Below are 15,809 nucleotides of genomic sequence, written 5' to 3'. Positions count from 1 at the left end.
GTCGCCTTTATCACCGGATTTTCCCCTTTGGAAAGGGAATCGTAAAAATCTGGGGATAACCGCTACTCTCCAGGTTATTCTGTCATCGGAGTGGATGGTGTAAAAGCTGTAGTCCAACGTATGTAGACATATGAGTTAAGGGGGATACAGATATGTGGCGTAAGCTGGAGAACTTGAACACCATTGCCGAAACCGGCATTGTACTGATTATTCGGTCAGAAAGTGAAGAAGAGGCACTATCCGTTGCAGAAGCTGCAATTGCAGGAGGAATCCGGGCACTTGAAATTACGATGAGTGTGCCGGGAGCACTTGATGTTATTAAGGTTTTATCACGTAAATATGCTTCCCAAGGTATTTTGATCGGTGCAGGTACAATTCTCGATGGAGAAACGGCACGAGCTGCTATACTGGCTGGAGCAGAGATGCTGGTGAGTCCTCAACTCAACCCTGATATGATCAAGGTGGCTAACCGTTACCAAGCAGTAACCGTTAGCGGGGCGTTCACTGCCAAGGAGATCGTAGAGACGCTTGAAGCGGGAGCGGATATCGTGAAGCTGTTCCCGGCAGAAGCTGTAGGACCGCAGTATGTAAAAGCGATGTCGGCGCCTCTGCCTCAAGCTGCAATTGCGCCTACGGGTGGAGTTACCCCGCAAAATGTGAATGAGTGGCTTGCGGCTGGTTGTGTTGGCGTTGGTGTTGGCAGTTATATAACCAAAGCAGCCAAGGATTCCGGTGATTATGGACGAGTAACGAAGGCTGCCGAAGAGTTTCTACAGGCGGTAGCTGCTGCGCGTTAATTAACCCGAGCAGATCAGATAACCCATGCATATGTAAATGGAGTTCACAGCGACCAGGGCTTTGCACTATGCTGGTCGTTGTGAGTATTCAGGGGGAGGAAGGTCTGGATCATGTTGGGACAACCGTAGGATAGAGCGTTTTTACCCAGTTATGAAAACGTATACTTCAGTAAAATCTTCTCCTTAATGGGGGAAGAGCAGGGCTTGTCTAAACTTTCAATTTCCATATTTATTCATTATATATAATTTGAGTAATTTAATATTTATGTATGTTGAGGAGAGTGACTTCCATGGCAACATTAAAACCATCACCATCCCCTGCTTCGGTAACTCAAGTGCCGAAAGTAGGTTTGAGATGGGGCATCATTTTATTATTGCTTCTGGGTGCGGTTGTAAACTATTTGGACAGATCCAATCTAAGCATTGCAAATACAACGATAGCAGCGGAATTCGGGCTGTCTTCCACACAGATGGGTTTGCTGTTATCCGCCTTTTTATGGCCTTATGCATTGGCGAATCTGCCAGCCGGCTGGCTCGTGGACAAATTTGGACCTAAAAAGATGTTTACCTGGGCGTCTGGACTGTGGTCTACGGCCACCATATTGAGTGCTTTTACCAATACGTACTCCCTGTTATACGCGATGCGTATGCTGCTTGGTGTATCTGAATCTCCCTTCTTTACCTCCGGTCTGAAGGTAACCGAGCGCTGGTTTGCCAAGAGTGAGCGGGGACTGCCTACCTCGATTATTAACACGGGCTCACAGATTGCGAATGCGATCGCACCGCCGCTTTTGACGGTTCTAATGTTAACGATGACGTGGAGAGGGATGTTCATTTTTGTCGGTGTCATTGGTCTGATTATTATGCTGATCTGGCTCAAAGTGTATCGTGATCCGACATTTGCCGAAAAACAGCTGATCAAAGGGCCGGAGGCTGCGGCTGAAGAGAGCACAAGTACGGAAAAATCAAAAACTGCTGATGCTCCCAAAGCAAACTGGGGTTCTTTGTTCAAACACAAAAGCACCTGGTTTATGATCATCGGAAACTTCGGTATTATGTTTACGATCTGGGTATACCTGACATGGCTTCCAAGCTATCTGGAGAAGGAGCAGGGCTTTACGCTGAAGGAGACGGGCTGGATTGCCTCGATTCCGTTTGTAGCCGGAATTATCGGCGTGTTACTGGGCGGATTAATCTCGGACTTTTTCATTCGAAAAGGAGTAAATGTAGTGACCTCACGTAAGGTTCCTATCGTTGGTGGAGCTATCCTGGCCGCAGCGTCGGTAGCACCTATCCCATTCATCGATAGTACAGTTGTGAGCATCGTTTTATTGTCTGTTGGTTACTTTGCTTCGCAACTGCCATCAGGTGTCATATGGACACTGGCTGCAGACATTGCTCCAGGTGAACAAGTAGCCTCCTTGGGTGCAATACAGAACTTTGGCGGATTCCTGGGTGCTGCGCTTGCTCCTGTTGTAACCGGATACATCTTGGACACGACAGGCAGCTTTAATAATGTATTTTTGCTGGGTGCAGGTTTGCTGCTTCTGGGTGCATTGTCCTACGGTGTATTTTTGAAAAACCCCATCCCTAAACCGACCCATTGAGTCAATTAATCATAATGGCGTTTTATAATTACCCTCTATAGTATAGTTCGATCGTTTTTTTGATATCTCCACTCTACTTCTATAAATAAACATCAGCATCTTCTGGGATCTGTGATATCGCAGACCTGGAGTGCTGGTGTTTTTTTGTGTAGCGGCTTAGAACTGTATCAGATGGAAAGTTATCATGAAAACCTCAATTTTTGACATAAGTATAGTAAAATATAGGAAAACATCTTATGACAACCAATGGAGGAAGTCCATGAAGGAATTTAAGGATCGGCTTAGGCAGGTTCAGGAGCAGCAGAGGCAGCTCGCCAAGGATTATCAGGTCTTACTACAAGAGTATCAATCGGATGACCTCACGGTTCGCAATGAACAGTTGTTGGAACAGACGGAAGCTCAGAAGATCAAGCTGCAGCAGCTTGAACTGCGTGCACGTCAGATGGAAGAGGAAAATGCACGCCTTCGCACAGCCTTGTCCGAACAGATGCTGGACGAGAAGCTGAATTTGATCCGGGTATCGCGGGAGAAGATGGAGACCTATTTTCAAGGTAAAACGGCAGTACATAACGACCAAATCAGTGAATTGGAACATCGAACCAAAGCTAATCTGAATACTCTCTTCAATCAGGCTTCCCAGCATCTGCAAGAGGATACGGCTGAAATGAAGGAACGGATTGCTTATCTGGCAAACGAGGTGAAATCACGGATCGAATCGCACAAGCAGGCTGTGTGGGAGAGAGCCGAGGCTGTGCGTCAACAAATGCAACATGGCTATGACCATATGGCAGAGGAGGAACTGAGTGAGGAAACCATTCAGCGCCGGATCAAGCAGAATCGGATGGAGATGCGAATTGGTCTCAGTTGGATTAACAAAGTAGCCATCCTGCTTCTCATCCTGGGTGTGGGGGCAGCCTTTCAATACTCCTATTCAACATGGTTTAGCGACGAGATGAAAGGTGCGGGTTTCTTTCTACTCGGTGCGCTGATGCTAGCTGGTGGGGAGTGGTTGTTCCGCCGGAGACAGAAGACATTTGCAATGGGACTGCTGGGGGGAGGAATCTCCGTACTGTTTGGTTCAATTTTCTATAGTTATTTCCTGTTGCATATTATCGGGTTATATACAGGCTTGGGTCTATCCGTCCTGGTGTCGGCTGTATCCGTGCTGTTGTCGTTGCGTTATCAGTCCAAGACAATTTGTTCCTTTGGTCTAGTGGGTGGATATGTACCATTCTTCTCATACCTGTTCACGTTTGGGTTCGAAGGCACAGCGGTCTATACCGCGATGATTTATCTGTTGTTGCTAAATGGCATCATCGTATTCATTTCCTTTGGGCAGCGCTGGCCGATCGTGCACTATATCAGCTTTTTGTTCCATGTGCCGTCCATGCTGATTCTACTTTGGCTATCGCCAAGTGAGCAGGTGGGCATGTTGTATTCTGTCGTGACATTTGCCTTGTACTTAGGCATTACACTCGCCTATCCATTTAAACATCGGGTGAAGCTGACCTGGTGGGATTTTGCTTTACTTGCCATGAATACGAGCTTAAGCTGTCTCGTCTTGTATGTACTGCTCGATGCGGCGGGCTGGAATGATGCGCAGGGATTGCTTGCTATTATTTTTGCACTCGTCTATCTCGGACTTGCGAGGTTTGTTCAGCGTTATATGGCACAGGAGAAACAGACGATTCTGCTGTTCTATCTTACGTCGCTCACCTTTACCATTCTGTTTGTTCCGTTCCAGTTTGGTTCGAAATGGCTGTCGATGGGCTGGTTGATTGAAGGTGTACTGCTCGTTACGTTTGGACATTTCAGAAAATTCAAGGCAGTCGAGCGTGCGGGCTGGGGCATCGTGCTTCTATGTATTACAATCTTTGTGCAATATGACCTGTTGTCGTTGTTCTTTTTGGGGGAACAATCATACTTCATGTTAAAATACTCCAGCCTTACAATGGGGACCCTACTCATTACGCTTTATTATGCTTGGGCGCTGCGCGTCAACGCCTCCGCAGGAATGGGAAGAAGGTTTAGCTACGCTCCGTGGGAGCGCGGTTTCCTGGAAGGTTTCAGGTATGTGACCCTTGTGAATGTATGGTTATATGTGCTTTATGAATCGAACGAACTCTATGTCAGGGCTGTTGATGAAACGTTCCTGTTATATATGTTCTACAAGCTGATTATGTTTGCGTCGCTGACGATTGCTCTGGCGTATGGACTGGGGAAAGTGAAGTTGCTTCGTAATCCGTTCCTGCGGGGATATACCCTCTTCCTTCATGGCGTAGGGTGCTGTATTGCACTGGCAGTAACCTTGACGATGCCTGCATTGCAGCCAGGCGTGGAGCAGCATACGGCGGCCGAGATTATCGGACTGGTTGTCCTGATTATTTTCAACGTGGGTGTATTCTTCGCAGGGCGAGACCTGCTCATTGCGGGAATACGTGGTCAGTTCAAAAGTGTCGAGTGGTATCCCGTTATTGCGGCGATCTACTTGCTCGGCGTGATCACCGTGTTCCTGACCATTCAGTTCCAGTGGGGTGACGTGGGGCTGATGTTCAGCTTGATCTATCTGGTGCTGGCTATTCTCTATATCGCGTATGGGTTCCGTAGAAAATATGTCATGATTCGGCGTCTCGGTCTGGGCCTGACGTTGTTCGCAACTGGCAAGATGGTGTTCTACGATGTCAGTCTGTTGACGGCGGGCAGCAAAATCATCGCGTATTTCAGCTTTGGTCTGCTGCTACTGGGTATCTCGTATCTGTATCAGAAGGTATCCAGCCGGATGGAGGAGGTTCAGGCGAAGGAGAGCACGATTAAGAGCGAGGGTGAGAATATATCCACTACATCAAATACAATAAACCCAACAAATCAATCAACGCGATCTAATGAATCTGAGAAAAGTAACTCAGGTAAATCTGAAGAAACAGATGATGAACAACATTGATGTAGGCTTATAACGATAACGAGTGTTGTTTTACTTATCCTGTTAAAAACGCTGTGCTCGCTATACTGCATCCTTTATTGAACGTTGTCAAAGGACTCTGGAATTAAAGTGATTTCAGAGTCCTTTTTAGTGCAAAAAATGCTATGGGATAGCTTCGTAGAGCTCAGTCATGAGGTCTGATAGTTCACCCTGTGGCTTAATTGGCTGATGATTCATATCGGTAGGTGTCATATAAAATATGACGTTTTCCTGTTTAAACATGGTCACATGAAATAGCACGCCTGTTGTGTCTTCTGCCTCTGGATGCTGAACAATTTTTACATGTCGAATCTTTTCAATCCAGTCATGAATCAACTTGGGATTAGTCGTTCTTTTTGTAAAACCGTCACTGCCACTCATGATTTCAATTGAATCTACTTCAATGATGTTATCGGGATAGAATGACCCCAGCTCTCGTGGAGTTTTATTGAATTCCGCTGGATTGGGCAGATCAGAGCTTTGACAACTGCTAAGGATCAAAGCAGCAAAAAGAGCGCATGTGATTGCGTGAATGGTATTTCTTTTCACTGGAATTCCTCCCCTTATATTGTGGAACGAAGGACGTGCTACAAATGTTTCGTATAGATGACATTCGTGAAACGTTTTGTACAGGAGTCGCGTTTATAATAGAGTAGCTGCCACATTTAAGGTTGATTGTTCATTCGAAGCCACGAAATTTCGGAGGCTGATGTCCCTTCTGGTGATACACCGCCATCGTCACTCACGCGTGACAGCACAGTTAGGGTGATCGATAAAGCGAAGGCAAGCAGCACGTATATCAAAATGGTTTTTTTCTTCATGGGAGATACCTCTCTTGTTGAATAAGCTAAAGCGTCCGTCAGGGCGTTATGAGAAAAAATGCACAACGTCTGGTATAGTAATAGAATGAGTAACGAGTGTTTAAGTCTGTTTAAGTCTATGGTGTTCCTGTATACCACTATATGAAATGGCAGGCATGCAAACAATGGAGCAAATCTGATGAATTTATCAGTATCCGAATACAAAGATAGAGATTGAGTGACATTAAAGGTGGGGGAATAACATGCGGGAGACGGCAAAAATCGTCATTCGTACGCCGGGACAGGAGAGCGATGGTTCATTCGCCTATGTGAGCCAGGGCCGCTCGATTACGGTGGGGCGTTACACAGGTGTCAGTGAACTGGACTTGTCCATCTATAATCAGATGATATCGAAGCGGCATTGCCGCATTCATTATGACACGAAAGAACAGCTCTGGATCGAGGATCTGGATAGCAAAAATGGAACCGAACTTAACGGGCAACGCCTCGTCCCATATGAGAAATATCCGTTTGGCGAAGGCGACAGCCTGACACTGGTCAACGGTTTGATTCACCTGCGGGTGGAAGGTGATCTCGGGGAGACGAGAGAATATCGTATATCAGACTTGCTCGGCGAGGGTGTGCGTTTACAGGATCATCTGCAGACGGTGCAGGTAAACGAAGATGAAATTCCGCTGTCCAAGAAGGAATACCAATTGTTCAAGCTATTGTATAGTGAATTGGATCATTTTGTAACAAGGGAGCAGATCATTGCTCAGGTGTGGCCGGAACGAAGTATGCTTGAGAGTGATCCGGTAGGCATTGACGAGATTAACTCGCTCATCTACCGCACGAATCGCAAGCTGGGCATTCATTTTACGATTAAATCCGTGTACAAAAAAGGGGTATACATGAAGTCTCATGTCGGAGAGACCGACGAATAGCTATATTACAACCTCTAAACAAGAATAACCAAGTAAATAGGATCAGGCCTTGAAAAGAATAGGGACAAAGGGAAGCTTCTGCGCGATCATAGACCGCCGAAGCTTCCTTTTGTTATGATGGGGTCATGATGATTATTCAATTATTGCCATGGCTTATCGCCGTGTTAACTCTGATCGCTGTTGTATGGATCGTAATCGTAAGCTGGAGAAATGGAATCTCACCCATGCCTACGTCCCGCCCGGTCAGGCAAGTGGTCATTCAGGAGGTCAATCGCATATCGGGTTATGGTGACATCATGGAAGCTGGCTCCGGTTGGGGAACACTTGGCATGGATGTGGTGAAGCATTGTCCTGGCAAAAGATTGACTGGCATTGAAAATTCACTCATTCCACTTTGGACTTCTCAATGGCTGACATGGCTCAGTATATGGCTCCGCCGTGCCGGGGGGCAGCAGCGTTCGTTGAAGGGGCGCCTGCGCTTCATTCGTGGTAACATTTACACCTGTTCCTATGCGCATGCTGACTGTGTGATTTGTTACCTGTTCCCCGGTGCAATGACTCGGCTCGTGGACAAGTTCCAACGCGAACTGCCGCCTGGTGCGAAGGTCATTAGCGTCTGTTTTGCACTGCCGGGCAAAGAACCGTTACGTACCATCACTTGCCGCGATGCGTTGCGAACCAAGGTGTATGTGTATGCTTTTTGAAAGTGGGGCAGGTTGGAATTTCTCTATAGACGTAAACTGGTTCCCACCGTGTATCTTGATTTCGTCTCAGCTAACTTCTAACGATCACCAGAGACGTTATTTGGCTGGATTTAACCATACTAAAAATCTAACGATCACCAGTAACGCTATTTCAATAGAAAAGGAGTCTTTTGGCCATTTTGTGGTATGTTTCTTGGAAATAAGCTTCGTGGTGATCGTTAGAATTTGAAAAGTCCGTTTTACTGCAAAATAAGCTCCGTGGTGATCGTTAGAAATTAATTCAGACGTGAACCTGAGCTTTCGCTGCTATCTATATCCTGATTTCATCCTTGAGCGATGCGAAATTTTCGTTAGGCAGACGGTTTCCTGTTAGATGACTTATTTTCCTCTGGGGAAAACAAGCAAAGTCATGCTCCAATTTCACCTTGATTGTGAAATCAGAGCATGACTTTTAATTTACTTGGGTCAGGCAGTGGCTACTGCCCGCTATTCAATCAGCTTATTAAATTTAGTTACTTTGCCAAATCCGTAGTTGCTGTAGTGCCAGTTGTGCTTGTCGCACCCGTTGTGTCCGTAGATGTACCGGATTGTGAACGATTTCTCCCACCGCCGAATGCACCTTGTCCACCTCCATTGCTGCCTCCAAAACCACCCATGCCGGAGCGGGCTGTCGTTACGCCTGATTCATTCACCCAGGTCACATTGCTTGTGGATTGGAAAGCAACGATTTGGGTTCCGCCGCTATAGGTGCCGCCAGTGTAGAGTCCGTCTACCGCTTTGCCTGTTGATGTTCCGCCAGAGAAGATGACGTAAGATCCATCTTTTGCGAGATCCGGTGAGCTAACGACTACATTTTGGTAGTCTTTGGCTGGTGCAAATGTCAGGATATTGGTGCCTTTACTATCTTGGACATGAACCAGTGTTCCAGCTTTTTGTGTCTCGGGGAAGGTCATCACGATTGCATTTTGCGTTGACGCATCGGAAGTGCCTTGTGCCATGCCCGAGCTTCCCGCCGCGACCAGATATCCGCCGCTGATTACAAATGTGCCGTCATAATCCAGTGCACCATTACCGTTATTCGTTGGGCCATTCACGATAACCGTTCCACCCGTCATTGTGATGGAGCCATTGGCATCGAGGCCGTCACCATCAGCATTTACGGTAAGCGTTCCGCCGTTGATGTGAAGCTCGTTATTGCCTGATGATTCGCCTGGCATACCGCCAGGACCACGGGTTTGCTGACTTGCATCTGTATCTTGTGCCGACTGATCTGACGTGGATGTGGTACCCGTCGTTCCAGCGGAGTTAGCTGTGTCTGTATCTGCTGATTTGTTTGTGTCGATAACAGAACTGCTGTTATTTGTAGCTTTTCCCGTTGTAGTTGCTGTTGTGCTGTTCGTTGTTGCCTCATCACCAGCGGCATTCACCCCATCATCTGACGCTGTTACGTCCACATTCCCATCATTCAGGGTGATAATTGCCCCTTCGAGACCTTCATAACTTTTCGCAATCTTGATTGTTCCGCCGTTAATCGTCAGCGCCTGATCGGCATGAATACCGTCATCCCCGGACTGAATGTTGAAAGTCCCGTCGTTTACTGTCACATTGCTATTGCTGTGCAAGGCATCATCCATAGAATCAATGGTGTACGTTCCGCCATTCACCGTGAGATCGGTTCCTGCTTTAAGTGCTTTGGCGCTTGTAGACTCTTTCTCTGTTGTCGTTGTTGTATTGTCTGCATCTGCATTGGAATTAGATGATGTTGCTGTAGTGCTAACTGCGCCCGAATTTGCCGCCTTCGTGAAGTTGGTTGTTGTACCGCTGCTTGCCTTGGTTCCTGTTTTGGTCTCAGTTTGGTTTCCTGCATTCGTAGAACCATTTGTACCTGTACCTGCTTGTGTGCCAGTGTTTGAGCCATTGCCATTTGGCATTGCTGGCATGTCGGAAGGCGGTTCACCATCCGGTGGTGTGCCCATATCGGTTGGAGGCGTGCCGCCATTCGTAGCACCATCACCACCAAACCCGCCACGACCTCCGCCAAAGCCACCACCGCCGGGGCCTTCTTCGACCTTGGCAGGTGCATTCGCACTGCCGCCAGCCGTCACGATGTTATACGTACCGCCATCGGTGACAAGTGCGGTTTCCGCCTGAATGCCATCGCTGCCGCTCTGAATGTTGAAGGTGCCGTCTGCAATTGCGACGAACCCTTTGCTGGTATCGGTATCATTGGTCGATTTAATGCCGTCACCTGACGCATCAACCGTAATGGTCCCTGCCTGAATGGCGACCATATCTTTGCCTTTGATACCATCGTCCGCTGCTTTGACGTTAATAGAGCCGCTGATGATTTTCAGATCATCCTTGCTTGTGATCCCTTCATTATAGTTGCCTGTGACGGTCAACTGACCTGCACCGTTAAACGTAAGATCGGCTTTGCTAAAGATGGCCGCATCCGGCTCATCGGTGCTGGTGTCTGCATATACGTATGTTTTACCATCGGAAACGGCGTTTTTGGTTCCTTTTTCAAGCGTAATCACCGCTTTGCCCGCCTTTTGAATGTAGATTCCAGAACTGTCATTGTCATGAATGGTTGCGCCGTTCAACACGAGATGTACCACGCCTTTATCGGCGACATTGACCACGATCTGGCCGTTGGTTAGCTCACCGCTCAACACATAAGTGCCTGCTTCGGAGATCGTAACTGATCCGTTTGCTGCCTTTGCACCCGAACCGGTTACGATTGCTGACGTACCGCTCAGCTTGATCATGGTCGAATCCGCTTCAGTCCAGCTAACATTCGTATCATCGGCATCGAGGGAGACCAGATCGGCATACTTCACGGACGTAGACTCGCTGACGGATACGATTTTGGTTGTTCCTGTTGTGGAGACGGCTGCATTTGCTGTGTTGCTTGTCGTTGCCGGAGCACTGCATGCCGCGAGCAAGCTGGTAATCATGGCGATGGACCACAGTTTGCTGCCTGTAATGATGTTTTTACGTTTCTGAGTATTTTTCTTCATATATATCGTTCCTCTCCAAATCATAATGGTGGGTAATCGAACAAGCGAGCGAACTATTCTTCCAAATTTTAATATTCTGTCGTTGGACTCATCGTTAACGAGATATCCAGATTGCCGTTCCGTGTACGGATGGCATCGAGGAATTGCTTCTGATTCACGCTCTCGTGAATCGTGACGTTATAGACCAGTTCGTACAGGCTACCGAGTTCGGTCGTTCTGATTTTTTTCAGATCAAATGGGATATTAAAGGTATGGAATACTTCGTTCAGAGCTTCTTCATAACTCAAATTCTCGGGAATGGTAACCTTGAGCGTCTTCTGTTGACTCTTTTTCCCGCCAAAGTTAAATCGGTTCAGTACAAACATCAGCACGCACAGGATAACGGTGAACAGAACAGCGTAACCAAAAGCCCCTACACCACAAGCTAGACCGGATGCCATCGTGAACAAAACGTAAGCAATGTCTTTCGGATCACCAGGAGCACTGCGGAAACGAATGATGGAGAAGGCTCCTGCCAAGCTGAAGGCCCGGGCGATATTGCTACCGATCAGCAGAATGATGATGGCAACGATCACGGGAAGCACAACCATAGTCAGCGTAAAACTCTGTGAATAAGTGGCCTGATTGGTTTTCATATAGGTAAGGCTGATGATAAGCCCCAGGAGAATGGCAAGTCCAATCGTGATGACAGCACTGCTGAAACTCAAGGTTGAATCGTCTAGGGCGGAACTGAAAAGGGCATCAAGCATAGAGTACACGCTCTCTTTCTCTAATTAATTTCTCTTGTGAAGTAACCGGGGCCGCATCGTTAGGATTAAAATCAGTACCCGGGATAAGTTCTCGTTCGTTCTGATAATTCAGATTGGTGGTTCTCACCAGATGTCTGTATTCATTGCCGTATTTGGAAAATCCGGTCCGGTACAACCTGTGCTCCGAAAGTAATTGGGACAGCCACATCGGAACGGTTTTCTCGGCTTTGACTTCCATCAGCCAGCGCCCGTCTTTCACGAGCGGTTCACCGTAGTCTCCCTGTTCCAGCTTCAGATCATATCTACGGCTGCGGATGTTGGTATCAAAGGTAATGCGAAGATCGCGGCTGTTCTTATCGAACAACGCCTTGCGTTCGTAGGCCAGATAAACTTTAGGTTCAAGTTCGTAGAGCCGGAGAAAATATTTGATCTCTTCCAGCACCTGCGGGTTCATGTAGTCGGCCAGCTCTGGCGCTTGTCCCGAGCGGACAAAATCGTAAGCTTCATCCAGCTTCAGCGCAGTTCTGCGTTTGTTGACGAGGCCGAACACTTTCTTTTTGATCTCCAGATATACTTTCGCATTCTCTTCGGGTATACCATAAGCTCGCAAACGCAGCTTTTCCTTGTATTTCGGTTTGGACAAACTCGCTCGAATCAGTGAATCCTGCGGTGTATCGAAGTACAGATTACTGATGGAGTAAAACTCATGTTTTTTGTTGTAGGCATCCAGTTCCATGTAGTGGAGCAGATCATTGTAAAAGTGCTGGTATTGCTCATCGGTCAGCAGGTACTTGCTCTCATATCGGTTGAATACTTCAATCGCCATGATGGTTCAGTCCTTTCGGGTATGGATAAGTTGGTGTATGTTTTGATTATGTTTGGTTTGTTGTGTGTTGCTGTCATGTCTGTATCTTAGCGAAGCAACCTTGAATGAATCTTAAATCGTTTTACATTGCGTTAACATTTCTTTTCCTTCATCTATACCGTGTCGGTGTTCCAATTATTAAGGTTGATTCAAGGTTTACTTGATAGAATAAGAACATCCCGATCCAACGTTACAATGTGCAAAGAACGAACGTGACAATGCAGAAGCGAAAACGGCTGCAAGATATGGGAAATTGAAGTGAAGTTGCACCACGGAGAATAACCTGAGCAGAGGATGAATAGATCATGAGAATTTTGATAGCGGAAGATGAGGTTCATTTGGCAGAGGCCGTTTCGCAGATTTTGAAAAAAAACAACTACTCCGTGGACATGGTCCACGACGGCAGGTCAGGACTGGATTATGCGCAGAGCGGCATCTACGACCTGTTACTGCTGGACATTATGATGCCGGAAATAGACGGCATAACGGTACTTCAAACGCTGCGCAGCGAAGGGAACCATACGCCGGTTATTCTGCTCACAGCCAAAGGAGAACTGTCGGACAAAGTATCCGGCCTCGATTACGGTGCCGATGATTATATTGCGAAGCCTTTTGCCACGGAAGAACTGCTTGCCCGGATTCGGGCAGCCTTGAGACGTAAAGGGGAAGTGATCCCTGAGGATGGGGTAAAGTTTGGTGATATCGAGCTGAATACTACGCAGTTGAAGCTGAGTGCGCAGGGCAAGGAGATCAAATTAAATCTAAAGGAGAACGAGTTGCTGGAACTGCTGATAAATCGTAAACAAGCAATCACCTCCAAAGAGCAGATCATTGAGAAGTTATGGGGATTCGACTCGGATGTGGAATATAACAACGTGGAGGTTTATATCTCTTTTTTACGCAAAAAATTAACCTTCCTGAATTCGGCTGTTCGCATTAATACGATTCGGGGCGTGGGGTATGTACTTGAGGTGACAAGCTGATGTTCAAGAAACTCCGCAATCGGTTCCTGATTGTCAATCTGGTATCGATTTCGATTATGATGCTGGTGGCCTTTGTAACGATCTACACGATTACGTACCAGAATGTGCAGCGCGAAACGAATATGGAGCTGTACAAGGTGTCCGATTTCTACCATAGCCCTTTTAGTTTGGGTGTTCAGCAGTCACGAGGTGAAGGGCAAAGCGGGGGAGCGGGAGTGGGGACAGGGACAGGATCGGGAACAAACTCGGGGTCGGGAGTAAAAACCGATACAGATTCTAATTCAAGTTCTAGTTCAGGTTCTAGCTTTGGCTCCGATGCTGACGAAGGAGCGAATTCAGGATCGGCAAATTCCCCCTCATCTCCGAGTAGGGGCGGGGGCAACAACGGTATGAGCGGTGGGAACTTCGGTGGGTATCGAGGGCCGGGTGGAGATCTCAGTGCACCTCCGGCCCGGTCTGTTTCTTTTATGATCCAGACCGATAACGAGTGGAACATTACCGATACACATTCGGGGTTTGATATGGAGGACTCTTTATACACACAAGCTCTTCAAAAAGTAGATCGCGAGAAAACGGGTCAAGGTAACAGTAATCGGTGGACTGGACAATTTGCACTGGATGGCACGGATTGGGCCTATGTGGTTGATCCAAGCGGCGAAGGGCATATGATTGTGTTCATGGATGTGACCGCGCAGCAGGGCATCCTGACCAATTTGATTTACACCTTTACAGTGGTAGGGCTGATCATGTTGATCGTCATTTACTTCCTAAGCCGTTATTTTGCTAACCGTTCCATTGCACCTGTGCGTGAAGCGTTTGAGAAACAGAAGCAGTTTATCGCCGATGCCTCCCATGAGTTGAAGACACCTCTGGCAATCATTAATACGAACACGGATGTCTTGCTGGCGAATCAGGAGGAGACCATCGAAAGTCAGGCCAAATGGCTTCACTATATCAAATCGGAAACCGAGCGGATGTCTGGACTAACGAATGATCTGCTGTATCTGACTCAGATGGAGGACTCACGTTCCAACCTCATCCATACCGGGTTTAATATGAGTGAAGCGGTGGAAAGTATTATTTTACCGATGGAAGCTGTGATTTTTGAAAAAAATATCTCCCTGGATTACAGCATTGATCCTGATCTGATGGTTCATGGAAACCCGGAGCAGATCAAACAGGTGGTTCTGATCTTGCTCGATAACGCCGTGAAATATTCCGGGCCAAAAGGAACCGTGAACGTTACGCTCCAGAAGCAGAACCATGATGTGATGCTGACCATCTCCAATACGGGTGAGGGGATCGCGCCAGAGCATCTGGATCGAATCTTTGACCGCTTCTATCGCACGGATGCATCAAGAGCGCGTAAACACGGAGGACATGGCCTCGGTCTGGCAATTGCCAAGTCTATTGTAGAGCAACATAAGGGAGAGATTTACACCAAAAGTGTAGTGAGCGAGGGGGCTACATTTTATGTGCGGTTGTCGTAGGGCTGGTGCTAAAGTGGCGACTGGCAATAATGAGCACCTTGTCTGCCCTAAAGGGAGCCGCAAAAGGCTGGGCATAAGATCTGCCCGTAATGGGATAACCTATGCTACAATGACAGCAAGAAGGATAACCAAGGAGATGAACAATACGTGGCAGACAACAACACAATTAATGAGCAGGAAATGATGCAATATATCGCGGACAAAACAAAGGCCAGTAAGGCAAATATTGAGCTGGTATTGAAACATGAGCAGGCTTACATCAATAAGGCACATGAGAATGCCAAAGGTAAAGACGTTGATATTGACGGAGACGATCTGTCTGACTACATTCTAAGCCGCAAAGATGTGAAGCTCGACGAGCTAACCGTTGAAAGTATTTTGGATGCAGAGATGGATTATTTGATGGATAAAGGTCACGCGGGATACGTGGATTAGGTAAATCATCGGGGTTAGGGAACGAACGTTTTGGATTAAGGAACGAACGATGGAGTTGGAGCTAGAAATAATAGGTCTTTAACCTTGCACCAAAATTCTAACGATCACCAGCGACGCTATTTAGGTGTTTTTTGAGTGTTTTTAAATCTAACGATCAGGAGAGACGTTATTTTCGGAGTAGAGGGTCATTTTTGATGAAAATAGGTCGTTTTTACTGAAATAAGGTTCCTGGTGATCGTTAGATTAGGAAATGTGCCGAAATGGCCGAAATAAGGTTCGTGGTGATCGTTAGCGTAGTGGATTAGCGCCGGATGAACTGTGCAGCTAGTGCACACGAAAAAAAGACCTCAACTTCACATAAAGGGAATTCCCTTGTTGGTGGTGTCGAGGTCTTTTAGCATCAAATAAGCGATGTGGAAGTAAAAACTCTTGCAACTTGGCCGGATGTCAGTAAAA

General features: G+C 47.0%; 13 protein-coding genes. 8 read left to right on the top strand and 5 right to left on the bottom strand.

Going from position 1 to position 15,809, the window contains the following annotated elements; genetic code table 11:
- Positions 1–152 precede the first annotated feature (152 nt).
- From AC1VYS_RS27810 to AC1VYS_RS27800, 3 genes are all read left to right on the top strand, one after another.
- A complete protein-coding gene (locus AC1VYS_RS27810; RefSeq protein ID WP_441925014.1) occupies positions 153–797 on the top strand; it encodes a bifunctional 2-keto-4-hydroxyglutarate aldolase/2-keto-3-deoxy-6-phosphogluconate aldolase in 645 nt (214 codons plus the stop codon).
- Between the two features lie 290 nt (positions 798–1,087).
- Positions 1,088–2,404, top strand: a complete 1,317-nt coding sequence (locus AC1VYS_RS27805; protein ID WP_482912326.1) for an MFS transporter — start codon at positions 1,088–1,090, stop codon at positions 2,402–2,404.
- A gap of 259 nt (positions 2,405–2,663) precedes the next feature.
- Positions 2,664–5,345, top strand: coding sequence for a DUF2339 domain-containing protein (locus AC1VYS_RS27800; protein WP_482912325.1), 2,682 nt, complete (start codon positions 2,664–2,666; stop codon positions 5,343–5,345).
- A gap of 141 nt (positions 5,346–5,486) precedes the next feature.
- Here AC1VYS_RS27800 and AC1VYS_RS27795 read toward each other — a convergent pair whose 3' ends face one another.
- Entirely contained in the window at positions 5,487–5,912 is a 426-nt protein-coding gene (locus AC1VYS_RS27795) for a hypothetical protein (RefSeq protein ID WP_482912324.1), read from the bottom strand.
- Positions 5,913–6,028: 116 nt separating this feature from the next.
- Entirely contained in the window at positions 6,029–6,184 is a 156-nt protein-coding gene (locus tag AC1VYS_RS27790; protein WP_161556899.1) for a hypothetical protein, read from the bottom strand.
- Positions 6,185–6,426: 242 nt separating this feature from the next.
- Between AC1VYS_RS27790 and AC1VYS_RS27785 the strand changes: the two genes are divergently transcribed.
- Entirely contained in the window at positions 6,427–7,107 is a 681-nt protein-coding gene (locus tag AC1VYS_RS27785; protein ID WP_445646233.1) for an FHA domain-containing protein, read from the top strand.
- Positions 7,108–7,235: 128 nt separating this feature from the next.
- Positions 7,236–7,811, top strand: coding sequence for a class I SAM-dependent methyltransferase (locus AC1VYS_RS27780; RefSeq protein WP_482912323.1), 576 nt, complete (start codon positions 7,236–7,238; stop codon positions 7,809–7,811).
- A 512-nt stretch (positions 7,812–8,323) separates the two neighbouring features.
- Here the strand turns inward: AC1VYS_RS27780 and AC1VYS_RS27775 are convergent.
- The 3 genes from AC1VYS_RS27775 to AC1VYS_RS27765 form a co-directional block, all read right to left on the bottom strand.
- Entirely contained in the window at positions 8,324–10,831 is a 2,508-nt protein-coding gene (locus AC1VYS_RS27775) for a carbohydrate-binding domain-containing protein (protein ID WP_482912322.1), read from the bottom strand.
- Between the two features lie 68 nt (positions 10,832–10,899).
- Positions 10,900–11,580 (bottom strand): DUF4956 domain-containing protein, encoded by a 681-nt coding sequence (locus tag AC1VYS_RS27770; protein WP_090921491.1) that lies wholly within the window; start codon positions 11,578–11,580, stop codon positions 10,900–10,902.
- Entirely contained in the window at positions 11,573–12,406 is an 834-nt protein-coding gene (locus tag AC1VYS_RS27765) for a polyphosphate polymerase domain-containing protein (protein ID WP_253499247.1), read from the bottom strand. The genes AC1VYS_RS27770 and AC1VYS_RS27765 overlap by 8 nt, the downstream gene beginning before the upstream one ends.
- Before the next feature lie 344 nt (positions 12,407–12,750).
- On the opposite strand from AC1VYS_RS27765, the gene AC1VYS_RS27760 reads away from it, so the two are divergent.
- The 3 genes from AC1VYS_RS27760 to AC1VYS_RS27750 all read left to right on the top strand — a co-directional run bounded on the left by AC1VYS_RS27760 (position 12,751) and on the right by AC1VYS_RS27750 (position 15,353).
- Complete coding sequence (locus tag AC1VYS_RS27760) at positions 12,751–13,428, top strand: response regulator transcription factor (protein ID WP_482912321.1); 678 nt, start codon at positions 12,751–12,753, stop codon at positions 13,426–13,428.
- Positions 13,428–14,918 (top strand): sensor histidine kinase, encoded by a 1,491-nt coding sequence (locus tag AC1VYS_RS27755; protein ID WP_482912320.1) that lies wholly within the window; start codon positions 13,428–13,430, stop codon positions 14,916–14,918. Before AC1VYS_RS27760 ends, AC1VYS_RS27755 begins: the two co-directional genes overlap by 1 nt.
- Before the next feature lie 180 nt (positions 14,919–15,098).
- On the top strand, positions 15,099–15,353 hold the full coding sequence (locus tag AC1VYS_RS27750; RefSeq protein WP_145333845.1) for a hypothetical protein: 255 nt from the start codon (positions 15,099–15,101) through the stop codon (positions 15,351–15,353).
- Positions 15,354–15,809 lie beyond the last annotated feature (456 nt).

Source organism: Paenibacillus sp. G34 (assembly GCF_056856875.1).
This window is presented reverse-complemented; position numbering and strand designations above follow the sequence as displayed.